We start from the raw sequence: 26,144 nt of genomic DNA, 5'->3' as shown, positions 1-26,144 counted from the left end.
TGTCCTACAGCACCTTTCGCGGGTGCCGTGCGTACGGGTTTCGCCAGATGGACCAGGTGATAGCCGCCGACGGGGTGCGTGCGCCTTCGGTGTATCCGAACCGGTGATACACGCGCAGGTTGGCGCTGCTCTTCTCGCCGGTGAACAGCCGCAGTTGCGTAACCGTGTGGGGCACAGCGGTTTCCGCGGCGCGTAGCGGTATCAGGATTTCACCGGCGTCGGCGGCGGTCAGAGGCACGACCTGCGTTCCGTGGTCCATGAGCCGACGATACTGCCTGGTGTCCAGTGCTTTTCGCCGAGCGGCTCCCGGGATGCCGACGGGTGCCGAGGCGACTCTGCTGGATGCCGAGATCGCGGTCTGATACGGTACGGAACGTGTCGTTTCGTAATGGGGGTTCCGCGGAGCCGGACGCCGAAGTGCGTGCCGGACGTCCTCGTGATCGAGTGCGCGAGGTCGAGATTCTGGAGTGCGTGTTGGAACTGCTGGGCGAGGTCGGTTTCGACGCGTTGACGTTCGAGGCGGTCGCGCGGCGTGCCCGGGCGTCGAAGGCGACGTTGTACCGGCGCTGGGAGACCAAGCGCGACATGGTCGTCGCCGCGATCAAGGCCGGTCCCGCGTCCGGCAACTCGGCCGACGCGGTGGACACGGGTTCCCTGCGCGGAGATCTGATCGCCCTGTGCGAGCGTCTCGACACCACCATGCGCGCGGCGGACGCGCCGATGAGTTTGATGTTGCTGCAAGCGGGCCTGGAAGATCCGGAACTGTGCCGTCATATCGAAGAGACGACCGGGCCGACGGGGGCGAAACTACCTGCTGCGGTGCTATCCGCGGCCATCGCCCGGGGTGAGCTGCCCGAGGGCGCGCAACCGTTCCCCTACGAGGAAATCACCGGGTCGGTGCTGCTGCTGCGCAGACTGAACGGGCTTCCCGCAGGGCCCGAATATCTGGGGCATCTGGTCGACGCCATCCTGATTCCCGCACTTCGAGCAAGCGTGCGTCCCGCGCCGCCGCTGCGGGCCATTTTCTCCTGACTCGCCTATTTCCCAACCGATTCACGAAAGGTGTGCGCATGACGGGCACGATGATCGACGGCTTCGAGTATCGACAGCTTCCCGGGACAGGCGACGTCCGCCTGAATGTCGCCATCGGCGGTGCGGACAATCCCATCGTCCTGTTGCACGGCTTCCCGCAAACGCACCTCATGTGGCGGCACGTTGCTCGCGCGCTCGCTGGGCGGTACCTGGTCATCGTGCCCGACCTGCGCGGCTACGGCGCGAGCGACAAACCCGAAGAGACCTCCCCGGACACCTACTCGAAGCGGACCATGGCGCACGACATCGTCGCCATCGTGCGCGAAATCGGATACGAACGATTCAGCCTGGTCGGGCATGACAGAGGAGCGCTGGTCGGGGTCCGGGCAGCGCTCGATCACACGGACAAGATCACGCATCTGGGGATCTTAGATGTCCTGCCGACCATGGACACCTGGGACGTGCTGCACGGCGTCGATGCCGCGGTAGCCTGGCACCTGTACCTGATGGCGCAGCCGAAAGGCTTGCCCGAGAGGATGATCGAGGCAGTCGCCGAGGATTTCTTCAGCTCGTTCCTGGACGCCTGGGACCCCAGCGGAACCACCTTCCCGCCACACGTGCGGCGGCACTACATCGACAGTTCCGCACGCGCGGTGCCCTCCATCGTCGCCGACTACCGGGCCACGGCCGGTATCGATCTCGAGATGGACCGCGCCGACCGAAAGGCGGGCGCGCAGTTGGCCATGCCCGTGGGTGTGCTCTCCCAGGACTGGGGCTCGCAACTCGGATTCGACGCCTCTGCCCTGTGGCGTCAGTGGGCCCCGGCCGCCACCTACCAGCCGATCGATGCCGGTCACTTCATGGCCGAGGAAAAGCCAACGGACGTAACCACTTTCATTCACGAACTGATACAACGCACTGCTGCCTGAGCCGATATCCCCGACAGCCCGCGGAAACCTGGAAAACCAACTCGCACGGCTCGCCGCAGCGCTGCCGAGCCCGGCTCAGCCGTCATCGCTTCGACTGGGCCGAAGCTGAAACACGCTGTGGGTCAGTGATATTCGGCGTCGACGGTGGCGCGCCCGGGGGAGAGGCCGAATCGTTCGGCGAATTCCGACATCTGGTGGTGTTGCTGTGCGGGATCGGCTCCGGCGAAGCCGACCACGACGCGGTCCACCCCACTTTCGGCGAGTTGCTCGACGCGTTCGAGCGGCATGTCGGCCGAACCCCAGCGGGTGTACTCGACCGCGGCCGGATCGCGTCCCGCGTCGACGGCGGCCGCATGGGCCAATTCCAGCTGCCGCTCGCGCTCCTGCTCGGTCAGCATGCCCCCGGCGAAGTAACCGTCGCCCCGAACTCCGGCGCGCCGGGCCGCGGCCGCGCTGGAGCCGCCGACATGGATCGGCAACCCTTGCGCCGCATAGGGTTTGGGGTAACTGCAGAGATCGTCGAAGGCGAAGAACTCGCCACGGTGGCTCACGCCGTCCGGGCCGCCCGCCCACAGCAGGCGCAGCACATCGATCGCCTCGTCCGCGCGGCGGCCACGGCTGCGGAAATCCACGCCCATCGCGTGGGCTTCGCGGGGCAGGGCGCCGAGGCCGACGGTGAGCAAGCGCATCCGTCCGCGGGACAGGACGTCGATCGTGGCCAGGCGTTTGGCCAGAACGACCGGATGCCGGTACGGAAGCAGCAGCACACCCGTGCCGAGCAGGATCTGTTGTGTGGCCGCGGCAACGAAACTCAGGCAGTCGAGCGGGTCCAGGTACGGCAACGTCGAGGGCAATTCGCTTCCGCCGTAACGGGCCCCGGGATACAGCGCGATGTGGTCCTGAACGTACAGCGCCTCGAACCCGCAGCTCTCGGCGTGCCGGGCGAACGCCACGAGCCGATCCGGATCCACGCCGTTGAACGCCGTGTTGTAACTGACCGCAAAACGCACAGGGGCCTCCTTGGGAAGCCGATGCCGGGCCGGGCACCGGATCGGCGAGAAACGAGAACTAGCGGGTGAATTCGCATTGTGGAGGAGGACCGGCCGCCGCATCGATCCGTGTGCTCAGCTGCCGGCGCACGGTGGCGAGTCCGTCGATCGCTTCGTCGACCTCGCTGAGCCTGCGCCGCAGGGACTCCACCGACTCCGGGCATTCGTCACCGGATCGGTGCCCGGCACGCAGGCAGGTGACGAACGGCCGGCTGTCGGCCAGATCGAACCCCAACTCCAGCAGCGCCCCGATCTTGCGCACGACATCCAATTCGTGCTCGTCATAGACCCGGTAGCCGCTGGCCGACCGCCGAGCCCGCACGAGCCCGCACTGCTCGTAATACCGCAACCTGCGCGCACTGATACCGGTGCGAGCGGCCAACTCTCCGATCAGCATGTACTCTCCTCGCCACTGCTGCCGCAAACGCTAAACCTTGCCACCGACGTCAAGGCAAGCCCCGAACTCACCGATCGCACCGGTGCAATCGGCAAGGGAGCGCGGTCGACGCCGCAATACCGCTGCTGTCATCGAGCCGACCCCTGGTCCGCATCCGTACCGGTATGCCGTCCTGCCGATGAACAGTGTTGTCGCACATGCGAAGTGCACTGTAACGGCCCGGGTTCATCTGGGGGCGTCGATCTTCGGACGTGGCCGGGTAGGCCGTTTCGAATCACGCCCTCGGCGGGACTGTACGGTGCAGTCACCGACGATCACCGGGGGTGAACTACGAGTGGTTCTGCCGAGGACGTGTTCCGAGGTCTTGGGAGATGCGTAACAGATATCCGTCGGGATCTTGCACTGCGAATTGACGGACGCCGATGGTGTCGGTCGCGCGTTGATACCAGCGTTCCTCCAGCGGGAGGTACAGCTCTATTCCGAGGGACCGCACAATCGTGTGGAGTTGATCGGCATCATCGACACCGATGGTCAGGTTGATGCCACGTCCATAGGGGTGGACCATCTCCGCGCGAGGGTACAGACGGTCCCGGTGCAGGGGCTGTTCCAGCATGAGTTCCGCGCCTGCTCGGTCGAGGTATGCGAATCGTTCTTGCGGGCGCTCGTAGCGGATCCGGAAACCCAGCGCGTGGTAGAAAGCAAGGCTGGCTTGGAGATCCGAGCAGATGAGTTCGGGGATCAGGCGGGACATTCGATCACCTCGGTCCGTGTCCGCCACACGTTCAGATGGCGTCGGGAAGTGCGGTGGTCGAAATCCGGCCGGTTATCACCTGCTGGTGGAACTGGCCGAGCTCACCGATCGCCGCGCGGGCGTCCGACAGCAGATCCGCGCCGGCGTGGTGGACGTGGGAGGCGCGGTCCCAGATCTGTAGCAGCGTCGGTACCTCGGCTTCGCCGCACCGCTGGGCAAGCAGTTGCGAGTCGGGTAGCAGGCATTCTGTGGAGCCGACTTGGATCAGCACCGGTGGCAGGCCGGTGAAATCGCCGTTGACCGGCGACCACGCGGGGTCGAGTTCGCCGTCGGCGGCGAAGCCGCGACGTGCGATCAACGCCAGAGTCTGGACCGGGATATACGAATCGCGATGTCGATTCGGGTGGGTGTCGCGCGCGGTCGAATCCAGATCGGCCCAGGGTGCGATCGCGGAGATGCCGCCGGGCATCGGCAGGCCCCGCTCACGAGTGGCGAGCGCGAGCCGGAAGGCGAGCCCGCCGCCTGCCGAGTCACCGGACACGATGATGCGCTCGGCCGGGAAGCCTTGCTCCAGGAGATATCGATATGATTCGACCGCGTCGTCGAGCGTTTCGTCCGGATGCGCCTCGGGCAACTGCCGATAATCGACATTGAATGCCGGCATCCCGCTGGCCTGTGCGATCTTGGCGACCATTCGACGGTGGGTGTTCAACCCGCCACAGATGAAACCGCCGCCGTGGAAATACAGCAGCGCCGAGTCCTGCCGCTGCCGCGGATCACGATCTTCCTGCCACAGCCATTCCGCTCGGAACTTCTCGAATCGCACCATCCGGCGCTTGGTGCCTTTGGGAGGAGTCAGCGCCGCGGCTGGAAGATCGAGCAAGCCGGCGAGCCACAGGAGGTGCTCGAACCGACCGCGGTCGGCGACACGCGTCAACGTCGACAACCCGAACCCGACCGTGCCGCGCAGCAGCGGATGGGCGATTCTGGTGCCGATACCGGCCCGGTTCGCCCGCTGGACGGTCAGCGCCGACGCTGCCGCCCGAAGGTCCGCCTCGGCGGAACACTCGCACCCGGTCCGGACACCGGCCGAGCGCTGCGCACACCCCGAACAGCACTGGATGAATACATGCTCTCCGTGTTGTGCGCGTCCCACCGTTGCCCCTTCATCAGCACGACCAACAGACACCGGCCAATCTTCAACGGGGGGAGGCCCGGTGCGCATCGGCCGATATACCTATTTGCCGTACGTGAATCCGCGGTCACCATCTCACCGGATACACGAACGGCGCCGCCGAGCATGCGGGAGTTCCGATAACCGCCGAACCGCCGAAACCACAGGTCATGGTTTCGATACCGCCAGGCCCGCCTGCCGGCTCGATCGGAGCATCGGCCCGTCGGGCGTCAGGTGGATAGGGCTGATCAGCGTCAGGGACCCACAGGCGAACGGCAGGCCCAACCCGAATGGCCTGCCATCTCTGTGCCCAGGTCACCGGCGAACAAGCCGGCCGAAGAACCGATCACGGTCCAGCGGAGCCGTTGTCGGTGCGGTGCAGGACCCAGGTGCCGCGACCGGCGGCCTTGGCGTGGTACATGCTGACGTCGGCGTCCTCCAACAGCTTTTCGGCATTCGCGCCGGCAACCGGGGTGACCACGGCCCCGACGCTGGCCGACATCGACAGCAGTTCGCCGGGACCGATCGCAATCGGGTCGTGCAGCGTCGCAAGCATGGTTTCGGCGGCCGCGTGAGCTGTGGCGTCGTCGCAGGGCGGCGCGAGCAGCGCGACGAACTCGTCCCCTCCGATGCGGGCGGGCGTGGCCGTCGGCGAGGTCATCGTCGCGTCGAGCCTGCGGCCGACCTCGGTGAGTACGGTGTCTCCCGCGCGATGGCCGTAGCGGTCGTTGATCAGCTTGAATTCGTCGAGGTCCAGGAAGCACAGACCGATGTGGTCGCCGGGGTGGGCCGCGGCGACGATCGTCTCCAACCGCTCGACCAGGAAATGCCGATTCGGCAGACCCGTCAGCGAATCGTGACGCGCCTGCCACCACAGTTTCTGCTGCAACGCCCGCCGCTCGGTGATGTCCTCCCCGACGGCGAGCAGCCGTAGCCCATGTCCGCCCGCGCCGCGCACCAGCGTCATCGTCCAGGCCCCCCAGCAGACGCTGCCGTCGGGGCGGCGGAAGCGGCCTTCGAAGTACTCGGTGCCCTGTCTGCGCTCGTAGAGGTGGATGACCACCTGACGGAGTTTGTCGCGGTCTTCGGGGTGCATCAGATCCAGTCCGGACACCCCCGGCAGGTCCTCCCGCTTCATCCCGACCATCCGTGCCGTCGTGGGGTTGGCCTCGAGCGTGATGCCGTCGCTGTCGTAGAGCGCGATCGCCACGGCCGCGTTCTCGAACACCACGCGGAAGCGTTCGTCGGCAACCTCCCGGCTCCGGGCATGGACATTCGACAGCTCGGTGACGTATCCGCGGCTCAGTTCTCCCATGAGCGCGCCGAACCGCTGTGCCCGGTCCGGTCGCGGCGATCGCTCCAGCAAACCGGCCAGAACCGTCGCGGTCGGGGTCATCATGGTGGGCGCCGTCAGGTTCGACCGGACGAACTCGCCCCCGATCCGGTACGCGGGCGACGGGTCGAACTGCTCGGCCGACAGGGCGGCTTCGAATTCGACGATCCATCGCGTCGTCGAACTGTGCAGGTCACGCGGCAGAGACGTCGGCACGCCACCGCAATCGACCAGGGCCGCCGACCAGTCCCGCGCCATGTCGGCAACCTCGCTACCGTCCATTCGCGAGGACCTTCCTCCATCGCTGGATCATCCAGGTCCAGCACCGACGACACTCCCCATCCGCTAACACTCAGCATACGAAAGATTCGCGGCAAGAGATCGTATCGGTACCACGGCGGGATAGGAGAATTCGAGATGCCCGTTGCGTCGATCAGTCGGCAGTCAGCGCATCTCCGTCCTTGTGCGGTGGACCGTTTCGCGGGTAACGCAAATCTTGTGGCTTTCCGGAAGTGGTTCGGTCGCTGGCCGATCAAATCATGTTTACATGATGGCCGCTGACCACCCCTGTTGAACAGGTGTCTTGACCCAAAGAAGGTGATCGTAATAGTCTTCTGCTCTGTTCTGAACATGATTGGAACAGCCGGAAACATGATTGCAGGTCTGCGTCCGAGGCCCGTCCCACCACGGATCCCGAGCCGCAGCGTGCCAGTGAAGGGTGATCTCGATGCAAGGTGCCGCTCTCACCCCTTTGCACGTCGGAGGGATGCAGCTGCGCAGTCGAATCGTGCGGACCGCGCACGGTGTGCTGCTGCCCTGGAGCGATGACGGTGGTGGCCAAGTGGACTACCACGTCGCGCGGGCCAAAGGCGGTGTGGCACTGGCGATCATGGGCATCGGAGGGGTGCATCCGAGCAATCCGACCGTGGTGCCCACTCACGAAGATCGAGTGGTCCCAGGCCTGCGAGCCATCGTCGAAGCCGTGCATGCGCACGGCATGAACATCGTCGTTCAGATCTGGCATGGTGGGGCGATCAAGCCGAACATGCTCGGCGGTCCGCCGTGGTCACCCAGTGGTGTACCCGGTGTGACGACGGGCATCATCCCGATCGCCATGACCAAGACGATGATCGACGAGATGGTGTCCTGTTTCGCCGATGCGGCCCGGCGGATCCGGGCCGCCGGTGCGGACGGAGTGGAGATCCACGGCGCGAACGGTTATCTGATCACGCAGTTCCTCTCGCGGGCGACGAACTTCCGCACGGACGAATACGGTGGGTCACTGGAGAATCGGACGCGATTCGCCGCGGAAATCCTCGATGCGGTGCGCGCCGAGGTGACGGACGACTTCACTGTCGGACTCCGCTTGTCGAGCAACGAATACGTCGAGAACGGGATCGTCCCGGAAGAGGCCGCGCAGATCGCCCGAGCACTCGAGGACCGGATCGATTACCTGAACGTGTCCCTGGGCGGCTACTGGCGTCCGGACATGATCGCTGGTCCGGCCGATATGCCCATGGGGTATCAACTGGATCAGAGTCGCGTAGTGACCGAGGCCGTATCGGTTCCGACCATAGTCACCGGTCGGATCATGACGATGGACGAAGCCAACCGGATCGTCGAATCCGGGATCGCCGACATGGTGTCGATGGTTCGTGGCCTGATCGCCGATCCGGAGATCGTGACCAAATCCGTCGAAGACCGGACCGAACAGATCCGTCCGTGCATCGGTGCGGTCTCGTGTATCGGCAGCACGCTGAGCGGCACCTTCGCATGTACGGTCAATCCGTCCGCAGGGCACGAGCGGGAGCGTCCGGCGCCCGAAACCATCCCGGCTGCCAGCCCACGCAAGGTGCTCGTGGTGGGTGGCGGGCCCGCCGGAATGGAGGCGGCCCGCTGCGCCGCGGCGCGTGGTCACCATGTCTCGCTCTACGAGATGCGTCGCGAGCTGGGTGGGCAGGTCAATCTCGTGGCATCGGCGCCGTTCCGCAGTGATTTCAAGGCGATCACCATGTGGCAGGCGGACGAGCTGCGCCGACTGGGAGTTCGAGTGCGGGTCAACACGCCCGTGGACCCGGACGTCGTCGCGGCGGAGCAGCCCGACGTCCTGGTGCTGGCCACCGGCTCGGAGGCGAATTCCACCGGCGTGCAGCTCATGCGTCCGGCGACACCGGTCGCGGGCTTCGGCCTGCCGCATGTATACAGCGGGCGGGCCTTGTTCGAATCGAAGAAGCTGTCGAATGTGCGTGGGACGGCCGTGGTATTCGATGACCTGGGTGAATACGATGCGCTGGCCGTGGCGGACGAACTCGTCGCTCGGCAGGTCGAGGTGGTGTTCGTTACTCCGTTCGACTCCTTCGGCGAGCGACTCGCCGCGCGGGTGAGCACCGTCGGGCCGACGCTGAGGCGGCTGGTCGAAGCCCGGGTACGGCTCGTCCCGCGCTCCCGCTTGCAGGAGATCAGGACCGGCGAGGTGATAGTGCGCGGTGGTGGAGTGGACAGCACGTTCGCGGCGGACTCGGTGTTCTTCGTGGGACTTCCCGAGCCCAATCGTGATCTTCTGGACTACCTCGACGACTTCACCGGCGAAGTGCGCATGATCGGTGATGCCGCCGGCTTCCATACCCTGATGCGCGCCATCCACGACGGCGATCGAGCGGGCCGGGAGATCTGAACGACGAAGCAGCACTTGGCCGGGCAGAAACCTATTAAGGTACAGTATTAGGCGCACCAGGAATGGGAGGGTTGAACAGTGGCAAATCGTGAGAAGGATACGACCGCTCGTGCGCGGATCAGGACGTACCTGGACGAACACGGACCCGTCTGTGACGAGAACGGCGGTGCGACAACGCTACTGCGCGAGGCCGTCGGCTACGAGGGCAGCGCCGTCGCATTCATACAGTTGATCACCGCGATGGACGACGCCGGCGAGATCGTGCGCGAGATCCGCGGCAAACGGACGTATTCGATCTCTGCCGACGAGCTTCCACGGGAATCGGCAGGCCCGCGCAAGCGGGTCCGGCCGTCCAAGCAGTCCCGTTCGCAGCAGCCGCGTTCCGCGCAGGAGCCGGTGATACCCGCGGCCACGGCTCAGCTCGATATCGACTACGACGAGCTCGCTCGTGCGCTGCTGCGCGAACTGACGCGAGTTCTCGTGGCGAATCAGGCCGACACGACCGCACCGAACCGCGCTCTGGTCGCGCAGCGTGATCGGCTCCAGGCCGAGCGCGATGAATATGCCGCTCGACTCGAGTCCTCGCGGCGTCGGCTCAATGCCTTGGTCGCGCTCTACGTGCGCGAGGACAATGCTGGTGATTCCGAGATGCCGGACGCTCTGCGCGTGGCGCTCGCGCAGTTGCAGGACGCGGAGCACGCCGAGTCCGTCGAGCGCGCGAGTTGATGTACCGGCCAGGGCTTCCACCGGACCGGACAGCTGGTTTTCCGGGTGGCCCGTGGTCTCGATCCGGAACTTGATCCTGCTGTCCTGACCTATTTTTCGCTGCCGTTCTCTCCCACACGCATGACACGGCTGCGGGCGTGCGGTCTCGTCGACGCGAGCCCGTCGACCGCGTGGCAGCGCAGTCGGCATGCGGTCGTTTCATCTTCTCCAGCCCCCGTACTCGAGCGTGTGCGCCGAGTCGTGCGGCTCCGCAACCTGATCAACCGACGTTCGAATGTGCGCCGTCTGCAGCCGACTCGCTTGTCCCGTATCGTCTTTCGGCCTCGCGACAATCATGTCAAGAATCCTCTTGTGTAACCCGCGTTACATAATTTAGGATGCCTATTATGATCATTGCGGCTTAGCTCGTGACGATCTGCAGGCGATCGAGGGTGGCCGGGCCACCGCGAATGGAAACGCCTGCCCAGCAACGGAACCCGAGCCGATCGAGGCCGGTGCTCCCGTCATCTCCCTCACGAGAGAGTCACCATGGACGACCGCTATCTGTTCAACATCGATGACTATGTCGGCGAGGCCCCGTTCAAGGGGCAGCCCTACGAGAAGCTGCTGTGGCTACAGGAGAACGAACCGGTGTCGTGGAGTAGGGACTACTTCGACGGACCGGGATTCTGGGCGATCACTCGGCACAGTGACATCAAGGCGGTCGAGGCGGATTCGCTGACCTTCTCCTCCGAGCCGACGTCGATGCTGCACGACGGCAACCTGCACGGCGATGGCGTGCACAAGAGCGTGATCTTCCAAGATCCGCCGGAGCACTCCGACCATCGGCGGTTCATGCAGCAGGAGATCACGCCGCCGGGTGTCCGGAGCTTCGCGCCGCATCTGGAACGGGTGGTCGCCGAGATCATCGATGACATCTGCGAGAAAGGCGAATGCGATCTGGCCAGGGACGTGTCCGGCCCGCTGGCACAGTACGTCACCGCAGAGGTGATGGGGTTGCCCCGCGAGCAGATGGACGAGGTCTATCGCATCGCCGAGCGGATCAACGGCTCGGGAAGTCTCGAAGACGGCGAAGGCGCGCAGGCGATGGGCGAGATGGCGGCGGTGGCGCTGTCCATCTACGAGGACCGTAAGAGCTGCCCGCGCAACGATGTCGTCACCCGTTTCGCGAACGGCGAGTACAACGGCTGCCCGGTGGATTACCCGCAGTTCGCGCTGGACTTCCTGGTGTACGCCGACGCCGGGAACGACACCACCCGCAACGTTTTCGGCGCGGGAATGGAAGCGCTGTGCGACTTCCCCGAGCAGCGTGAACTCCTGCAGCGCGACCCCTCGCTGATCCCGCAGGCCGTCGAGGAGATCCTGCGCTTCTGCGCGCCTATCGTGTACCAGCGTCGCACCGCGACGAAGGACACCGAGATCGCCGGTCAGGCGATCAAGCAGGGCGACAAGGTCGTCATGTTCTACGGTGCGGCCAACCGCGACCCACGTGTGTTCGACAATCCGAACACCTTCGACATCACCCGCCGCCAGAACCCCCATCTCGGATTCGGCGCCGGTCGGCACTTCTGCATGGGCGCACATCTCGCGCGTCAGGAACTTCAGGTCATGCTGCGCGAACTGCTGCGCCGGCTCCCCGATATCGAGCGAGCGGGAGAGGCCCGGTGGCTTCCGGAAGATCCCCGGATCTGCCCGGTGATCGTCGGTCCGCGCAGCATGCCGATGCGGTTCACCCCGACGGCCAAGTCGACCGATCAGCTGAGCACCGCGGTCTGAGGGGCACAAAGATGACACGAACGGCCCAGGCGCACATGACGATCGGCGGACGGTCGGTAACGACCACCGAAAGCGTCCCCGTCATCAACCCGGCGACCGAAACCGCCTTCGCTCAGGCACCCATGTGTGCCCGGCAGCAACTCGACGAGGCATTCGAGACCGCCTCGGCCGCGCAGCCGGGATGGGCGGCCGACGACGACGCGCGCCGCGCCGCGCTGCACGCCGCCGCGAACCGGCTCGATGAAGCGGCGGGCGATATCGCGCCACTGCTCACCGCGGAGCAGGGCAAGTCGATCAGCGATTCACATGTCGAGATCGGGGCGACCGCACTGTGGTTGCGCTATTACGCCGATCTCGACGTCCCTCGGGAACAGCCGATTCAGGACGATGAATACGCGACAGTGGTCGCCACGAGGCGGCCCCTGGGGGTTGTCGCGGCGATCACCCCGTGGAATTTCCCACTCGCACTGGCTGCTTGGAAGATGGGGCCCGGACTGCGAGCCGGTAACACCATGGTCCTCAAGCCCTCGCCTTACACACCCTTGGCGACGCTGCGGCTGGGCGAGGTTCTCGCCGAGGTCCTGCCGCCCGGGGTGCTGAACGTCGTGTCCGGTGGCGACGAACTCGGCGCGATGATGTCCACTCACCCCCTCGCGGCGAAGGTGAGCGTCACCGGTTCCGTGGCGACCGGCAAAGCGGTCGCCCGCGCCGCGGCCGACGATTTGAAGCGAATCACGCTGGAACTGGGCGGCAACGACCCGGCGATCTTGCTCGAGGACGTCGACGTCGATGCCATCGCGGAGAAATTGTTCTGGTCCGCGTTCGCCAACAACGGCCAGGTCTGCGGAGCGGTCAAGCGGGTGTACGTCCCCGAGGCCCTGCGCGACCAGGTGGTCGCGGCGCTCGCCGCGATCGCGGACGGCGTGGCCGTCGGTGATGGCAAGGACCCCGGCACGGTGCTCGGCCCGGTGCAGAACAAACCGCAGTTCGAGCGGGTGCTGGGACTGCTCGGCGACGCCCGCAACGCCGGTGCCCAGGTTGTGTCCGGCGGACAACGAGTCGGCGATCGCGGGTATTTCCTGCGGCCGACCATTCTCGCCGGTGTCGACAACGGTGTTCGGGTGGTCGACGAGGAACAGTTCGGTCCTGTGCTGCCCGTCATTCCCTATCGGACTCTGGACGAGGCCGTCGCCAAGGCGACCTCGGGCCCGTTCGGACTCGGCTCCTCGGTATGGGGGCAGGACCACGACCGCCTGCAACAGGTGGCTGGTGCCATGACCAGCGGCACCATCTGGCTCAACTGCCATGCCGCGGCGATGCCCAACCATCCGTTCGGTGGAGCGCGGTGGAGCGGCATCGGCGTGGAAGGCGGTCTGCACGGATTGCACGACTACACCCAGATGCACGTCGTCAACCTGGCGAAGGCATGACCCGGCGTCGCACCGGTGCGCGCCGATCTCGAAAGGGAAATGAGTGAAGACACAAGCGGCCGTCCTGTGGGAGGTCGGGACGAAATGGGAGATCGAGGACATCGAACTCGATGATCCGCAGCCGGGTGAGGTTCGGGTCAAGCTCGCCGCCAGCGGGCTGTGCCACTCCGACGATCACGCGGTGAAAGGGGATCTGCCGACCGGGCTGCCCATCGTCGGCGGGCACGAGGGCGCCGGGATCGTCGAAGAGGTGGGCGCGGGTGTCACCCGCCTGAAGCCGGGGGACCACGTCCTGCTCACGTTCATGCCCGCCTGCGGGCACTGCCGGTGGTGTGCCTCCGGGAAGTCGATGCTGTGTGACTACGGGGCGAAAATCATGGACGGCATGCCCATCGTCGACGGCAAACCCCGCAAACACGCACGCGGACAAGGACTTGCCTCGGTCTCCCTGCTGGGCACCTTCAGCCCGTACACGGTCGTGCACCAGGACTCGTGCGTGAAGATCGACGACGACCTGCCGTTGGATCTGGCCTCGCTGGTCGGCTGTGGTGTCGCGACCGGTTACGGCGCCGCGGTCAATCAGGCGAAGGTCGAGCCCGGTGACACCGTGGTCGTGGTCGGCACCGGCGGGGTGGGATCCAGTGCCGTTCAGGGTGCCCGGATCGCCGGTGCGCAGCACATCGTGGCCGTGGATCCCGTTCCTTTCCGGCGGGAGCAGGCCGAATTGCTGGGTGCGACGCATTCGGTGGCGTCCATGGAAGAAGCCATGCCACTGGTTCAGGAGCTGACCCGCGGCGTCATGGCCGATCGCACGATCATGACCGCGAGCCTGCTGACCGGTGACATGCTCATGCCGCTGATGTTGCTCACCCGCAAGGGCGGCCGGGCCTGCCTGACCTCGACCGCGAACCCGAATGTGACCAACGCGGACGTCGTTCTCGTCGACGTGGTGTTCAGCCAGAAGGAAATCGTCGGCAACGTCTACGGCGGATGTAACCCGCACGCCGACCTGCCTCGCCTGCTCGAGCTGTACCGCAAGGGCGATCTCAAACTGGCCGAGCTGGTGACCAAGCGATATCGGCTCGATCAGATCAACGAAGGCTACGACGATCTGCTCGCCGGGCGGATCATGCGCGGCCTGATCGAGTTCTAGCGCGGGCGCTGTCCGACCGCCGCGGAGCGGGAGTCGCGGAATCACGAGACCGCTTCTCCCGCTTCATCTCTCACGAACCAGGAGGTTCACCCCAGGTGGCACGATTCACCGATCGAACGTTCATCGTCACCGGCGCGGCGGGCGGGCTCGGCCGGGCATGCGCGCTGCGGCTGGCCTCCGAAGGAGGTTCGGTCGTCGTGTCCGATTTGGACGTCGCGGGCACGGCCGCCGTCGCCGCGGAGATCACCGCGGCGGGTGGGGAGGCGTTGGCCGCGCCCGCCGACGTCACCGATGCCGCGGCGGTCCGGGGCCTGGTCGAGGGTGCGGTACAGCATTACGGGGCACTCGACGGCGCTGTGAACAACGCCGGGATCTCGCCGCCGCCGATGCCGCTGGGTGAATACGACGAGGATCTGTGGGACACCGTTGTGAATATCAATCTTCGCGGCGTATTCCTGTGTCTCAAATATGAACTGGCCAGGATGTCCGAACAGGGTTCGGGGCGGGTCGTGAATATCGCCTCGACGGCCGGAGTGGCGGTGCAGATTCCCGGTGTCGCGGCCTACGCGGCGTCCAAGCATGCGGTCGTGGGTTTGACCAAGGCGGCGGCGCGCGATTATGCGGCTCAGGGAATCCGGGTCAATGCGGTGTGTCCCGGGCATATCCGCACTCCGATGAGCGCCCCGTTGCTCGCCGATAATCCCGAGACCGAACGCGCCGTGGTCGCGCGGATTCCAATGGGGCGGATATCCGATCCAGAGGAGATAGCCGGAACGGTGGCGTATCTGCTTTCCGACGATTCATCCTTCGTGACCGGAACTACTCTGACCGCCGACGGCGGGGTCACGATGTGAGAAATTGTCCGATCATGTCGAATTCGATGCACAGTGAGGGTTTGTTGTGAAGCTGGTTAGTTATGGGTCGGATGCGAGCGTCGCGCGCCTGGGTGTTGTTGTCGGGGAAGAGGTGCACGACGCATCCCGACTGCTGGAAGGAAACGTGATCCGCGATGTCCAGGAATTGCTGGAGCTCGGCGCCGCCGATCGCCTGCGTGATGCGGTGGATTCCGATCGGGCGATTCGGAATTCGGTTCCGGTGACCGAGCCGACGCTGTTGTCGCCGGTGCTGCGGCCGCCGAACATCCGCGATCACATCACCTTCGAAGAACATGCGACGCGGAATTTTACCCGCCCGCTGGCGCCGGTCTGGTATCGGCGGCCGATCTATTACTACAGCAACACCTCTCGCCTGGTCGGCCAGGACGGATTCGTCGCGATGCCCGCGACCGAGCGGTTGGACTACGAACTCGAGATCGCGGCCGTCATCGGGCGGGAGGTCGCCGACGCCACACTCGACGACGCGTATTCCGGCATTTTCGGTTTCACGATCTTCAATGATTGGAGCGCCCGGGATCTGCAGCCCGACGAAATGGCTTACGGGCTAGGACCGTCGAAGGGCAAGGATTTCGCGAGTTCGGTTGGCCCGGTGGTCGTCACCGCGGATGAATTGGCACCGCATCTGCGCGACGGCGTGCTGCATCTGGAGTGCACGGTTCGGGTGAACGGGCAGGTCTGGGCCGAGAGCAACGCGAAGGACCAGTACCACTCCTGGAACACCATCATCGCCCACGCCTCGCAGGACAGCTTGCTGCTTCCGGGGGATCTGCTCGCGAGCGGGACCGTCGGCGGGTGTTCGATCGGCGAGGCGATCCGGCTGGGAAAGCCCGCGCACTACCTCGAGCCGGGCGATGTCGTCGAACTCGAGGTCGAGGGAATCGGAGTGCTGCGCAACACGATTCGGGAGCCGATCACTTCGTCGCCGCGCCTGTTCCGTGCGCACGAACTGCCACCGATGCCGCAGCCTGTCGACGAACCTGGTCCGTCCAGTCGGGATCGCGGTAGCAGACCGATGGGGTAGCTGCGTGCAGATCATCCGGATGTTGTTCGGGCCCCGCACTATTCGTGCGGGGCCCGACCGATGTCGGCTAGCGGTTCAGGTCGGATTCGAACTGCGCTTTCTCGAGCCGATCCTTGATCGCCCCGAGGAAGGAACCTGCCGTGCGGCGATCGACTCGTAGTGCGTCCGCGGTCAGCGAGATCGTGACGACGAAGCCGATCGAGATGCTGTCCTCCCCACGCGGCCCGGCGACGATTCTGGGGCGCTGGACGACGCTGCCGACGCCGAGGCTCGCGGTTTCCCGCTCAGCCAGCGGCGGCATATCGACGAGTACTCCGGCCGCGCCCTGCACCGCGGTGATCGAAAATGTCTCCGCAGGTTCGGGATTCGCGGTGTAGCCGGTCGCGGTGGCGCGGGCCAGGCCCGCGAGGTTCAGCCGATCGGCGTTCTCCACGACGGTGGGTTGTTCGGTATTGCCGTCGGTGTCGATCTTCAGGTGGACCGGTCCCGCTGATGCGCGCACACCGGTGATCGACGGGTTCTTGCGCAGTGCCTCGACGGTCGCGCGGAGCACGAATGCGAGCGGCGTCAGATCGGTGTGCTCCCTGGCGGTGAAGCTGTTTCCGTGCTGCTCGCACAGTTGGACCAGCCCCGTGACGTCGATCTCCTGATGCAGGGTCAGCGTGGACAGAGCGGATCCGATGCCGTGAACCGTGCGTCGAGCAGGCGAGATCTCTTGTGACGCAACGGATACAGGCCGAATTCCGGGGAGTGTGTCGCGCCGCGGGTGCTGTGGCTTGCGCAGCGCGGCTGGTTGCCAGGATCCGGCTCCGGCGGCGACGAGAACATCCTGGGCGCGAATCCTGCCGCCGGGTCCGCTGCCCGACAAGGTGTGCAGGGTGATTCGGTGCTTGTCGGCCAGCGCTTGAACGGCAGGGGTGATCAGTACGGTCCGACCGGTGTCGGCGACCGTGGGCGCGGGGCTCTCGGTCGTCGCCGGCTGGGCAGGAGCCGAGGCGGAAGGTACGGTCGTCGCCGGCTGGGCGGCGGCTGATACGGGCGGTTCGGCGGTCACCGGACCGTCATCGATATACGCGAGATCACCGCCGACGGCGACGACATCATCGGTTCGGGCGATGATCTTGCGCAGGACTCCCGTGGCCGGGCTGGGGATCTCGGTGTCGACCTTGTCTGTTGCGACCTCGAGCAGCGACTCACCTTCGGTGACCGATTCCCCTTCGTTCTTCAGCCACTGCAGGATCGTTCCCTCGGTGACGCTCTCCCCGAGGGCCGGCATCTGAACCTGAACGGACATGGATTGTTCGTACTCCTTCTCATGTGATCGTCATCTGTGGATGCCGTTGCGGCGGTGAGGGTCCGGTCTGCCGTCGGCTTACCCGACGGTGACCTCGAGCCGTCGTAATCCACGGATGATGAAGCTGGATTCGTATTCGAATGTGTTGCCCTCACCGAGTTTCAGCGTCTGGTAGCGGGACGCGAGATCCGTTATCGCGGCGATCGCCTCGGTACGGGCCAGATGGGCGCCGATGCAGAAGTGCAGGCCGAAACCGAAAGCGAGATGATCCCGGGTATTGGTGCGGTGCGGATCGAACTCGTCGGGATCGGGAAAGGTCGTCTCGTCCCGGCAGCCCGACGCGGTGACCAGCGCGACGATCTGATCCGGAGGTATCGTCACACCGCCGATCTCGACCTCGTCGGTGCTGAGGCGGAGCAGAATCTGGAACGGGGAGGCAAGCCGCAGGCCCTCCTCGACCACGGCGGGAGCCCGCCCGGCCGGATCCTCGCGCAGCCATTCCCAGAGGTCCTGTCGCTGGGCGAGTTGGTACACGAGATAGGTCAGGACCTTGGTGGTGCTCTCGTTACCGGCCGCGAGCACCTGACCGACGATGCTGAGCAACTCTTCGTCGCTCAACGTCGCACCGTCCTCGTCGAGCCGTGCCAGTGCCAGATCGGTCATCAGATCGTCCTGCGGCTGCGCGCGCCGTTCGGCGAACGCCGCGGCGAACCACTGCTGCCGCTCCACCTCCGAGCGTGCAATTTCCAGATGATCTTCCCTGCTCAGGGTGCTGCCGATCATGCGAACACGATTGTCCGACCACCGCTTGAAATCGTCCATCCGCTCCGGCGGGACGCCCAGCGCCTTCGCGATCAGCAATACCGGAACGGGTACGGCGTAATCGGCGACGAAGTCGAACTCCCGGCCGACCGGCAGCCGGTCGGCCACCTCGCGAACGGTGCTGTCGATATCGTCCTGCAGGGCGCGGATCCTTCGGGCGGTGAAGGCCTGCTGCACGAGCTTGCGCTGCTGCTTGTGGCGTGGCGCGTCCTCGTTCACCAGAACCGGCACCTCGGGCCAGCCGGCCGCCCGGATTTCCTCGATCCGTTTTCCCAGATCCGCGTCCTGGGCCGGTCGAAGAACCTTGCCCACCCGCGAGGACAGCACATCGGGGCTGGCGAACGCGGTGCGGATGTCCTGCCATCTCGTGACGAACCACCAGCCGGTTCGCGGCTCCCGGTATACGGGGGCGTCCTCGCGCAGTGCCGCGTACCAGGGGAAGGGACAACGGTGCACTTCGGGTGACGCGGGATCGAAGGTCGCCAGATCCACGGAGGGCTCCTCAGCTCGGCCAACTCTACTCATGCAGCAGGGATGCAGGAGGGTCGGCCGCAGGGACGAGCCGACACCCGACCCTATTATTACCTATATAGGTTAGTCAACGAGTGTCGTTCCCAATCTTGTATGGTCTAATATTGTTCGTAAGGCCCGCGGGGTGCGTCGCAGTCGAGCGGGCCGGTGTCTGCCCCGACGAAACGGAGTTCACGTGTCACAACCATTGCTGCGCAGTCGAATCGCGGTGATCACCGGTGCGGCGCAGGGGATCGGGTACGCGATCGCATCGCGTTTCGTCGACGAGGGCGCCCGGGTCGTTCTCGGTGACCTGGACGCCGCGGCGGTGGCCGCGGCCGCCGAGCGGCTCGGTGGCCCGGATGCGGCCGTCGGCGTCCGCTGCGACGTCACCGATTCCGCGGACATGGACGCATTGCTCCAGGCCGCCCGTGACAGTTTCGGGGCCGTGGACATCATGGTGAACAACGCGGGCATCACTCGCGACGCGACCATGCGGACGATGACCGAGGAACAGTTCGATCAGGTCATCGCCGTGCACCTGAAGGGGACCTGGAACGGCACCCGCAAGGCCGCGGCGATCATGCGTGAGCGCAAGCGTGGCGCGATCGTCAATCTCTCGTCGCTGTCGGGCAAGGTCGGGCTGGCTGGGCAGACCAACTACTCCGCCGCCAAGGCCGGGATCGTCGGGCTGTCGAAGGCGGCGGCCAAAGAGGTTGCGCACCATGGTATTCGGGTGAATGCCATCCAGCCCGGCCTGATCCGCACACCCATGACCGAAGCCATGCCGGAGAAGGTGTGGGAGCAGAAGATGGCCGAGATTCCGATGGGCCGCGCGGGCGAGGTCGACGAGATCGCCTCTGTGGCATTGTTTCTCGCCTCCGACCTGTCGTCGTACATGACCGGCACCGTGCTGGAAGTGACCGGCGGAAGGTTCATGTAACGGCCATGCAGGAGTGGGAGCCACACACGATCAGCACTGTCGAGACCGTCGATCCGGGACCGGTCGCGGCGCTGGCCGCATTGTTCGACAACGGTCTCGCCGCTCCCGAACCGGGCGACGACCTGCCGCGGCTGTGGCATTGGGTGGCGTTGCCGCGCTGGCCGGTGTCCTCGCAGATCGGGGCCGACGGACATCCGCTGCGTGGCACGTTCCTGCCCCCGATCGATCTTCCCCGCAGAATGTTCGCAGGGGGAGAAGTGAACTGGCACAACGATCTTCACCTCGGGGAAACGGTCGCCCGGGTGACCCGGGTGCGGTCGGTGACCGAGAAATCCGGTCGGTCCGGACGACTGGTCCTGGTCGTGGTCGAAACCCACCTCTACCGGGAGGGCGGTGAACTCGCGGTGGAAGAACGACAGGATCTCATCTACCGGGAAGCCGGACAGCCGACCGATACCGCCGCGCCGACGGCCGAAGCAGCGGTGCTGACCCCGGCGGGCGGACCATTCCGCCGTGAGTCCGAGACCACCTGGGACTTCGTCACCGACCCCACTCTGCTCATGCGGTTCTCGAGCGCGACGTCGAACGCTCATCGCATTCACTACGACTGGCCGTATGCGACCCGGGTCGAGGGATACCCGGGCCTGGTCGTACACGGTCCGCTACTGACTCTCGCGGCGGCCGAGGTCCAGCGTCTGGGCGACCGGCCCGGTCGGCCGGTACGGCTGCGTCACCGCAACCGAGCGCCGCTGTTCTGCGGGCAGGCCGCGCGGTTTCGGGCGCAGCCGACAGCACAGGGACTGTCCGTCGCACTGTTCGGGCCCGGTGGCGAGGACGCGGGACCGCGTGCACTCGTCGAGATCGATGTCGACCGGAGGAGATGAAATGGGTTCGCTGGACGGGAAAGTCGCGTTCATCACCGGCGTCGCTCGCGGTCAGGGGCGTAGTCACGCTCTTCGCCTGGCCGCCGAAGGCGCGGACGTCCTCGGCATCGATATCTGCGCTCAGCTGGAATCGGTACCCTACGCGATGGCGACGCGGGACGACCTGCGGTCGACAGCCGAGGCGGTCGAAGCCCTGGGCAGGCGAGTCTGGACGGCCGTCGCGGACGTCCGCGACGCGGATGGGCTCGGTAAGGCGCTCACCGCTGGAATCGACCATCTCGGACGGCTGGACATCGTACTGGCCAATGCCGGGATAGCGCCCATGTCGGTCAGCGATCACCCCGATGCCTGGCGCGATGTCATCGACGTCAACCTGACCGGGGTGCAGAACACCCTTCAGGCCGTGGCTCCCGCGATGATCGCGCAGGGCGGCGGCGGCTCGATCGTCATCACGAGTTCGACGATGGGCCTGGCCGGTGTGGGGACCGACAAACCCGGCGCACTGGCCTACGCGGCCTCCAAGCACGGCGTGGTCGGGTTGATGCGCGCCTACGCGAACTTGCTTGCACCGCACAGTATTCGGGTCAACACGGTGCATCCGGCGGGGGTCGGCACCGCCATGGTGGTCAACCCGGCGATGCAGGAGTACTTGGAGTCCATCGGTACGCAGTCCGGAGGCGGCAACGCGCTGCCGGTGGACATGATCGAGCCGATCGACGTCTCCAACGCGATCGCCTGGCTGGTCTCCGATGCCGCACGTTACGTCACCGGGGTGACCCTGCCCGTGGACGCGGGATATATCAACCGGCGGTGACGGGCCTCCGCCCACCCGCATCGAACGTGAAAAGCGTTCCAGCACAAGCAGAAGCTCTCGAGTTCAGCTCGAATCCCGCTCCGATACGGCGCGGGTGAACCGGAAGGACACACATCGATGGACCGATCAGCCGAGCCGATGTGGCGACCCGATCCGGACCGGACGCGCGACAGTGCGATCGCAACGTTCACCCGATGGCTGCGCGACCATCGGGGCATCGAGTTCGCCGAACACGATTACCAGGGCTTGCACGACTGGTCGGTGCGGGATCTCGATGGGTTCTGGTCCGCGATCGCGGAGTACTTCAGGGTGATCTTCCATCAGCAGCCGAGTTCGGTGCTCGGTTCGACCGCGATGCCGGGCGCCGAGTGGTTTCCGGGATCGACGCTCAATTATGCCGAACACGCGCTGAGGCCCCGAGTGCCGCGGCAGGCGCAGGACGTCGCCGTGGAATTCGTCCGCGAGGACGGGATGGCCTGGACGGTGAGCCATGCCGAACTGCGAGATCTGGTCGCACGGGCGCGTCTGGGCTTGATCCGGGCCGGAGTCGGGAAAGGCGATCGAGTCGCTGCCCTGGCGCCGAACTCGGTCGAAACACTGGTCACGTTCCTTGCCGCCGCGTCACTGGGAGCGGTGTGGTCGTCGTGCTCGCCCGACTTCGGCGCACGGGCCGTGCACGACCGGTTCGTGCAGATCGAACCGACGGTGCTGCTGGCGGTGGACGGGTATGTGTACGGCGGCAAGCGTTTCGACATCCGGGAGACCGTCACCTCGCTCCGGAATCAGCTGCCGAGCCTGCACGCCACGGTCCTGGTTCCCTACCTCGACCCGCGGGCGACGCTCGAGCACACGCAGTCGTGGAGCGAATTCATCGCCGAGACCGGGCCGTTGAGCTTCGAGCCCGTGCCGTTCGATCATCCGCTGTGGGTGCTGTACTCGTCCGGGACCACGGGACTGCCCAAAGGCATCGTGCACTCGCACGGCGGGATAGTGCTCGAGCACTTGAAGGCGCTCGGACTGCAGAACGACCTGGGGCCCGGCGATCGGTTCTTCTGGTTCACCACCACCGGCTGGATGATGTGGAATTTCCTCGTCGGCGGCCTGCTCGTCGGTGCGACCGTAGTCCTGTTCGACGGCAATCCGGGCTATCCGGACCTGGACGCGTTGTGGGCGTTGGCATCCCGGCACGAGGTGAACGTTTTCGGCGTCTCCGCGCCGTTCATCCAGTCGTGCCTGAAGGCCGGATTGCGACCGGGAACCTCGTACGATCTGTCCGGCATGCGTGCGCTCGGATCCACCGGCGCGCCTTTGTCACCCGAGGGCTTCCGCTGGATCGCGGATGCGGTGGGCGACCGGATCCAGATCTGCTCGGTGTCCGGCGGAACCGATGTGTGCACCGCTTTTCTCTGCTCCGCGCCCACGGTGCCGGTGTGGGAGGGGGAGTTGTCGGTGGCGGCGCTGGGCGCGGATGTGCGTTCGTGGGACGATCTCGGCTACGACCTGGTCGGCGAGGTGGGAGAACTGGTCATCGCGCGACCGATGCCGTCGATGCCGGTGTACTTCTGGAACGATCCCGACGGCTCGCGCATGCGAGAGGCCTACTACGCCGAATATCCGGGTTTCTGGCGGCACGGCGACTGGATCCTGGCCACCGAGCGAGGATCGTTCGTCATCTACGGGCGTTCGGATTCCACGCTCAACCGTGGTGGCGTGCGCATGGGCACGGCCGATTTCTATGCCGTCGTCGAGGCGTTGCCGCAGGTCGAAAGCGCTCTGGTCATCGATACCACCGCATTGGACGCCGACTCCTCCGGCGAGCTGATCTGCTTTCTGGTGCTCGCTCCCGGCATTTCGCTGGAATCCGTCGAACCGGAACTACGCGGGCTGCTGCGCAGCGAGTTGTCGCCCCGGCACGTCCCGGACCGGTTCGTGGTCGTGCCCGATATTCCGCGCACCCTCAACGGTAAGAAGTGCGAGGTGCCGGTCAAACGAATCCTGGCGGGCGTCGCGCCGGACAGCGCGGTCAGCCTCGGAGCCCTGCAGAATCCGGCGGCTCTGCGACCGTTCGTCGATTTCGCGGCGAAATCGCTGTGACACCAACAGAATCGGTCCGTACTGCACGACTCCACGCCGGTCCGGCGCGGGTGGGCGAAGGTCAGGGCGAGGTTCTGGCCGTCATCGCGATGACCTCCGTCTCGGCCCGAGCCAAAGCGGCGTCTCGGCTGAGATCTTCGAGAGCCGATTTGATCAGCCGGGTGGTGCCGCGTGCCAGATCGTCGCGATAGCGTTCATCGGTGAGATCGAAATTGAGGTTCTTGACGTAGACGCGCAGTCGTTCGCGCAGTTCGAGGTCCCCGTCGCCCGAATCGAGCACCTGCGGCAGAAACGTGGCGCGAACCAGCAGCCCATGGGCGATCTTGCGGGCACGCTCACCGCGCAGCCCGATCAAGGTTTCGCGCGGTGAGCAGCGGATGAGATGGTCCTTCCACCAGTCGAAGCGGTTCGGCGGCTCGACCGCCGCCACTTCGACATACGGCTTCTCGAGGACCCGCGCCAATGTCTCGACGGCCAACTCGAAGTAGGCGGTTCGCTCCGTGCGGGGGAGTTGCTCGGCGAAGCTGCGCAATTCCTGCTGTGCTCGGGCCATCGAGAAGCAGTACCGGCGGACGCCGTGGATCGAGTCATCGAACAATCCGTACTCGAAATTGAAGATCCGGAACGGGCTCTTCGTCGAGCGGTGCAACGCGGTGCGGACTGCCTCGGAGCCCTTCTCGAACTGCCACGGCGGCACCGCGTGACGGTGTCCCGCGAGCAGTTCGGACAGCACCGGCCCACCGTGATAGCTCTGGGGCAGTATGGCCCCGGGCGATGCGGCATAGGTGATGCTCACGCCGTCGGCCTGTGCCTGGCGCATGAACCGGTTACATCCCAGATACACCAGCGGCGCGGTGTACCGGGTGACCGCGGGAGGGTTGAGTTCGTCGGCATGAAAGGCCGCGTCGAACAGTCGCCGCACCCAGTCCTCGCCCCAGACCTCCTCCGCGCAGCGGGCGATGTGATCGCCGTACCGGGATTCCTCGCCTTCGGTCCGGGCTCCCACCGTCGCCGCGCCGAGCAGCCCGAGCACGGCGGCCGACGCGGTGTCGAAACCTGTGCTCCCGTCGCTGGAGCGAATGAGCAGTTCCATATCGTCCAGTAGGCGGCCGAAGCCGTGATCGGCATCGATGGTGACCGCGGGACGCAACCCGCCCAGCATCTGTACGCCGGTTTGGGTGAACTCCTGCTGACGTCCTTCGGTGCCGGACGCGGCGATCAGGAACTCGCGCAGGACATGAGCCGCGTCCTCTTCATGCTGCGGGCCGGGACCCTCGTCGATCGCGGCCGATATCGTCTCGGTGGTCGGCGCGAGATCCGGGGACTCGGCGAGCAGTTCGAGAAAGCTGGACAGCTGTGGGCGGAAACCGCTGGCGACGGGTTCGGCTCGCCACCGGTTCGCGGCAATGGAGATTTCGGCAAGTGACACCAACGGCGCCCGGCGCCCGTTACCGTCGGTAGTGCGGTAGGAGCTGATGATTCCCTTCCGCACCCATTGGTTGACCGACTGCCGGGTGACGCCGACCGACCGAGCCGCCTCGGCCTGCGAGACGAGGTCCGTAGGCTGTTCCTGGCGGGTCGTGCCCATGCGCAACCGCTCGGCTGTCCGTTCCAGGGCGCGGATCAGGTCTCCTCGCGGAACCGCGCTGGCCTCTCCCAGAGCCAGCGCCAGCTGCTCGAGGGACAGCACGATGGACGGTTCGGAGTTTCCGGTCATCACAGCCTCTCGTCAAGTGTGTCACCTGACATTAGTTCATGTGTGCATGTTGATTGTAACTCACGTGTATAGCGTCCACTGCCCTTGAAGTGAGTCGTAGTACGTACTGCCGTCTGCGCAAAGACCGCCAGGGAACCGATCTCGCGGCAACCGCCGCCGCCTCTTCAGCTAATCCGTAGGAACTCGTAAGTTGTGTCACTTGACGAGTTTGGATGTCGCGTCTACCGTGATCCACATCGCACAACACGTTCGGAACTCCAATGGGGGAGTCAATGGTCGATGCAGACATTCATGCCGCTGTGCAACTTGCTCGTGAGGTCGCCGAGCTCATTCCGGAACCATCCGGCTCGCTTCTCGAAGATGAAGCGAGCCACCGCCTGTGGGCGGATGTGATGGTGAACGCCGCCGACAACCTCGCGTTCGCCTACCGCGGCCGCGCCGAACTCCTCGAAGCGGCCGTCGGTCCGGCACTGGAGGTCGGGGTCAACCCGCCGTGGCGAGTGCTGCTGATCCTGGCGCTGGCCCGGATCCACGGTGTCACCAGCGGGCTGCCCCACTATCTCCTCGCCGTCGAGCACGGTGCGCTGACCAGCGAGTCCGACCGACTACGGGTCGCCCAAGGGCAGAGCGCTCCCCAGGGATTCGGGATGAGTAAGCGCACGCCGCTGGTACTGGCGCGGCACAACTGCGGGAGAAAGATGTGATTCGGCCTGCGCATTGTCGCG

At 65.7% G+C, this 26,144-nt stretch carries 23 protein-coding genes; 14 read left to right on the top strand and 9 right to left on the bottom strand.

Features of this window, described 5'->3' with window-relative positions:
* Window positions 1-4: 4 nt before the first annotated feature.
* Window positions 5-259 (bottom strand): hypothetical protein, encoded by a 255-nt coding sequence (locus NM2_RS27850; protein ID WP_067674509.1) that lies wholly within the window; start codon window positions 257-259, stop codon window positions 5-7.
* 116 nt (window positions 260-375) lie between these two features.
* Between NM2_RS27850 and NM2_RS27845 the strand changes: the two genes are divergently transcribed.
* Both NM2_RS27845 and NM2_RS27840 read left to right on the top strand, forming a co-directional pair.
* Complete coding sequence (locus NM2_RS27845) at window positions 376-1,032, top strand: TetR/AcrR family transcriptional regulator (RefSeq protein ID WP_245718252.1); 657 nt, start codon at window positions 376-378, stop codon at window positions 1,030-1,032.
* Between the two features lie 38 nt (window positions 1,033-1,070).
* Entirely contained in the window at window positions 1,071-1,961 is an 891-nt protein-coding gene (locus NM2_RS27840; protein ID WP_067674505.1) for an alpha/beta fold hydrolase, read from the top strand.
* Between the two features lie 122 nt (window positions 1,962-2,083).
* Here NM2_RS27840 and NM2_RS27835 read toward each other — a convergent pair whose 3' ends face one another.
* The 5 genes from NM2_RS27835 to NM2_RS27815 form a co-directional block, all read right to left on the bottom strand.
* A complete protein-coding gene (locus NM2_RS27835; RefSeq protein WP_067674503.1) occupies window positions 2,084-2,971 on the bottom strand; it encodes a TIGR03619 family F420-dependent LLM class oxidoreductase in 888 nt (295 codons plus the stop codon).
* A gap of 58 nt (window positions 2,972-3,029) precedes the next feature.
* Window positions 3,030-3,407 carry a MerR family transcriptional regulator gene (locus NM2_RS27830; protein WP_067674544.1) on the bottom strand — a complete coding sequence of 126 codons (378 nt, stop codon included), beginning with the start codon at window positions 3,405-3,407 and terminating at the stop codon, window positions 3,030-3,032.
* A 328-nt stretch (window positions 3,408-3,735) separates the two neighbouring features.
* Complete coding sequence (locus NM2_RS27825; RefSeq protein WP_067674543.1) at window positions 3,736-4,158, bottom strand: bleomycin resistance protein; 423 nt, start codon at window positions 4,156-4,158, stop codon at window positions 3,736-3,738.
* Between the two features lie 31 nt (window positions 4,159-4,189).
* Window positions 4,190-5,314: an alpha/beta hydrolase gene (locus tag NM2_RS27820; RefSeq protein WP_245718251.1), complete on the bottom strand. Its 1,125-nt coding sequence runs from the start codon at window positions 5,312-5,314 to the stop codon at window positions 4,190-4,192.
* 364 nt (window positions 5,315-5,678) lie between these two features.
* A complete protein-coding gene (locus NM2_RS27815) occupies window positions 5,679-6,947 on the bottom strand; it encodes a diguanylate cyclase domain-containing protein (protein ID WP_067674501.1) in 1,269 nt (422 codons plus the stop codon).
* A 445-nt stretch (window positions 6,948-7,392) separates the two neighbouring features.
* Here NM2_RS27815 and NM2_RS27810 point away from each other — a divergent pair, with 445 nt between their 5' ends.
* The 7 genes from NM2_RS27810 to NM2_RS27780 all read left to right on the top strand — a co-directional run bounded on the left by NM2_RS27810 (window position 7,393) and on the right by NM2_RS27780 (window position 16,341).
* Window positions 7,393-9,339: an oxidoreductase gene (locus NM2_RS27810; RefSeq protein ID WP_067674540.1), complete on the top strand. Its 1,947-nt coding sequence runs from the start codon at window positions 7,393-7,395 to the stop codon at window positions 9,337-9,339.
* A 78-nt stretch (window positions 9,340-9,417) separates the two neighbouring features.
* Complete coding sequence (locus NM2_RS27805; RefSeq protein WP_067674499.1) at window positions 9,418-10,065, top strand: hypothetical protein; 648 nt, start codon at window positions 9,418-9,420, stop codon at window positions 10,063-10,065.
* 528 nt (window positions 10,066-10,593) lie between these two features.
* Window positions 10,594-11,841, top strand: a complete 1,248-nt coding sequence (locus NM2_RS27800) for a cytochrome P450 (RefSeq protein WP_084531619.1) — start codon at window positions 10,594-10,596, stop codon at window positions 11,839-11,841.
* 11 nt (window positions 11,842-11,852) lie between these two features.
* The gene (locus tag NM2_RS27795; RefSeq protein WP_245718250.1) at window positions 11,853-13,271 is read left to right on the top strand and encodes an aldehyde dehydrogenase family protein; all 1,419 of its coding nucleotides are present in this window, start codon (window positions 11,853-11,855) and stop codon (window positions 13,269-13,271) included.
* 43 nt (window positions 13,272-13,314) lie between these two features.
* The gene (locus NM2_RS27790) at window positions 13,315-14,424 is read left to right on the top strand and encodes an NDMA-dependent alcohol dehydrogenase (RefSeq protein ID WP_067674497.1); all 1,110 of its coding nucleotides are present in this window, start codon (window positions 13,315-13,317) and stop codon (window positions 14,422-14,424) included.
* Between the two features lie 95 nt (window positions 14,425-14,519).
* Window positions 14,520-15,278: an SDR family NAD(P)-dependent oxidoreductase gene (locus tag NM2_RS27785; RefSeq protein WP_067674495.1), complete on the top strand. Its 759-nt coding sequence runs from the start codon at window positions 14,520-14,522 to the stop codon at window positions 15,276-15,278.
* Window positions 15,279-15,324: 46 nt separating this feature from the next.
* The gene (locus NM2_RS27780; protein ID WP_067674493.1) at window positions 15,325-16,341 is read left to right on the top strand and encodes a fumarylacetoacetate hydrolase family protein; all 1,017 of its coding nucleotides are present in this window, start codon (window positions 15,325-15,327) and stop codon (window positions 16,339-16,341) included.
* 67 nt (window positions 16,342-16,408) lie between these two features.
* Here NM2_RS27780 and NM2_RS27775 read toward each other — a convergent pair whose 3' ends face one another.
* Complete coding sequence (locus NM2_RS27775; RefSeq protein ID WP_067674491.1) at window positions 16,409-17,635, bottom strand: biotin/lipoyl-containing protein; 1,227 nt, start codon at window positions 17,633-17,635, stop codon at window positions 16,409-16,411.
* A 78-nt stretch (window positions 17,636-17,713) separates the two neighbouring features.
* Window positions 17,714-18,949, bottom strand: a complete 1,236-nt coding sequence (locus NM2_RS27770; protein WP_067674489.1) for a cytochrome P450 — start codon at window positions 18,947-18,949, stop codon at window positions 17,714-17,716.
* Window positions 18,950-19,163: 214 nt separating this feature from the next.
* On the opposite strand from NM2_RS27770, the gene fabG reads away from it, so the two are divergent.
* From fabG to NM2_RS27750, 4 genes are all read left to right on the top strand, one after another.
* Complete coding sequence (fabG, locus tag NM2_RS27765) at window positions 19,164-19,910, top strand: 3-oxoacyl-ACP reductase FabG (RefSeq protein WP_084531617.1); 747 nt, start codon at window positions 19,164-19,166, stop codon at window positions 19,908-19,910.
* Between the two features lie 5 nt (window positions 19,911-19,915).
* Complete coding sequence (locus tag NM2_RS27760; protein WP_067674485.1) at window positions 19,916-20,794, top strand: HTD2 family dehydratase; 879 nt, start codon at window positions 19,916-19,918, stop codon at window positions 20,792-20,794.
* A 1-nt stretch (window position 20,795) separates the two neighbouring features.
* Window positions 20,796-21,608: a mycofactocin-coupled SDR family oxidoreductase gene (locus NM2_RS27755; protein WP_067674483.1), complete on the top strand. Its 813-nt coding sequence runs from the start codon at window positions 20,796-20,798 to the stop codon at window positions 21,606-21,608.
* A gap of 117 nt (window positions 21,609-21,725) precedes the next feature.
* Entirely contained in the window at window positions 21,726-23,702 is a 1,977-nt protein-coding gene (locus tag NM2_RS27750; RefSeq protein ID WP_067674481.1) for an acetoacetate--CoA ligase, read from the top strand.
* A gap of 61 nt (window positions 23,703-23,763) precedes the next feature.
* On the opposite strand, the gene NM2_RS27745 is transcribed toward NM2_RS27750, so the two are convergent.
* Window positions 23,764-25,419, bottom strand: a complete 1,656-nt coding sequence (locus NM2_RS27745) for a hypothetical protein (RefSeq protein ID WP_067674479.1) — start codon at window positions 25,417-25,419, stop codon at window positions 23,764-23,766.
* Between the two features lie 272 nt (window positions 25,420-25,691).
* Between NM2_RS27745 and NM2_RS27740 the strand changes: the two genes are divergently transcribed.
* The gene (locus NM2_RS27740) at window positions 25,692-26,123 is read left to right on the top strand and encodes a hypothetical protein (protein ID WP_067674477.1); all 432 of its coding nucleotides are present in this window, start codon (window positions 25,692-25,694) and stop codon (window positions 26,121-26,123) included.
* Window positions 26,124-26,144: the final 21 nt, after the last annotated feature.

Source organism: Nocardia miyunensis NBRC 108239 (assembly GCF_001613065.1).
Classification (GTDB): Bacteria; Actinomycetota; Actinomycetes; order Mycobacteriales; family Mycobacteriaceae; genus Nocardia; species Nocardia miyunensis.
The sequence above is the reverse complement of the archived record's forward strand: the minus strand, read 5'-3'. Positions and strand labels throughout refer to the sequence as shown.

Excerpts from the sequence above, each read along its gene's own strand:
- NM2_RS27795 (WP_245718250.1), top strand. The coding sequence starts at position 11,853 with ATGACACGAACGGCCCAGGCGCACATGACGATCGGCGGACGGTCGGTA.
- NM2_RS27755 (WP_067674483.1), top strand. The coding sequence starts at position 20,796 with ATGGGTTCGCTGGACGGGAAAGTCGCGTTCATCACCGGCGTCGCTCGC.
- NM2_RS27760 (WP_067674485.1), top strand. The coding sequence starts at position 19,916 with ATGCAGGAGTGGGAGCCACACACGATCAGCACTGTCGAGACCGTCGAT.
- NM2_RS27810 (WP_067674540.1), top strand. The coding sequence starts at position 7,393 with ATGCAAGGTGCCGCTCTCACCCCTTTGCACGTCGGAGGGATGCAGCTG.
- NM2_RS27830 (WP_067674544.1), bottom strand. The coding sequence starts at position 3,407 with ATGCTGATCGGAGAGTTGGCCGCTCGCACCGGTATCAGTGCGCGCAGG.
- NM2_RS27815 (WP_067674501.1), bottom strand. The coding sequence starts at position 6,947 with ATGGACGGTAGCGAGGTTGCCGACATGGCGCGGGACTGGTCGGCGGCC.
- NM2_RS27825 (WP_067674543.1), bottom strand. The coding sequence starts at position 4,158 with ATGTCCCGCCTGATCCCCGAACTCATCTGCTCGGATCTCCAAGCCAGC.
- NM2_RS27840 (WP_067674505.1), top strand. The coding sequence starts at position 1,071 with ATGACGGGCACGATGATCGACGGCTTCGAGTATCGACAGCTTCCCGGG.
- NM2_RS27745 (WP_067674479.1), bottom strand. The coding sequence starts at position 25,419 with ATGACCGGAAACTCCGAACCGTCCATCGTGCTGTCCCTCGAGCAGCTG.
- NM2_RS27740 (WP_067674477.1), top strand. The coding sequence starts at position 25,692 with ATGGTCGATGCAGACATTCATGCCGCTGTGCAACTTGCTCGTGAGGTC.
- NM2_RS27775 (WP_067674491.1), bottom strand. The coding sequence starts at position 17,635 with ATGTCCGTTCAGGTTCAGATGCCGGCCCTCGGGGAGAGCGTCACCGAG.
- NM2_RS27800 (WP_084531619.1), top strand. The coding sequence starts at position 10,594 with ATGGACGACCGCTATCTGTTCAACATCGATGACTATGTCGGCGAGGCC.
- NM2_RS27850 (WP_067674509.1), bottom strand. The coding sequence starts at position 259 with ATGGACCACGGAACGCAGGTCGTGCCTCTGACCGCCGCCGACGCCGGT.
- NM2_RS27750 (WP_067674481.1), top strand. The coding sequence starts at position 21,726 with ATGGACCGATCAGCCGAGCCGATGTGGCGACCCGATCCGGACCGGACG.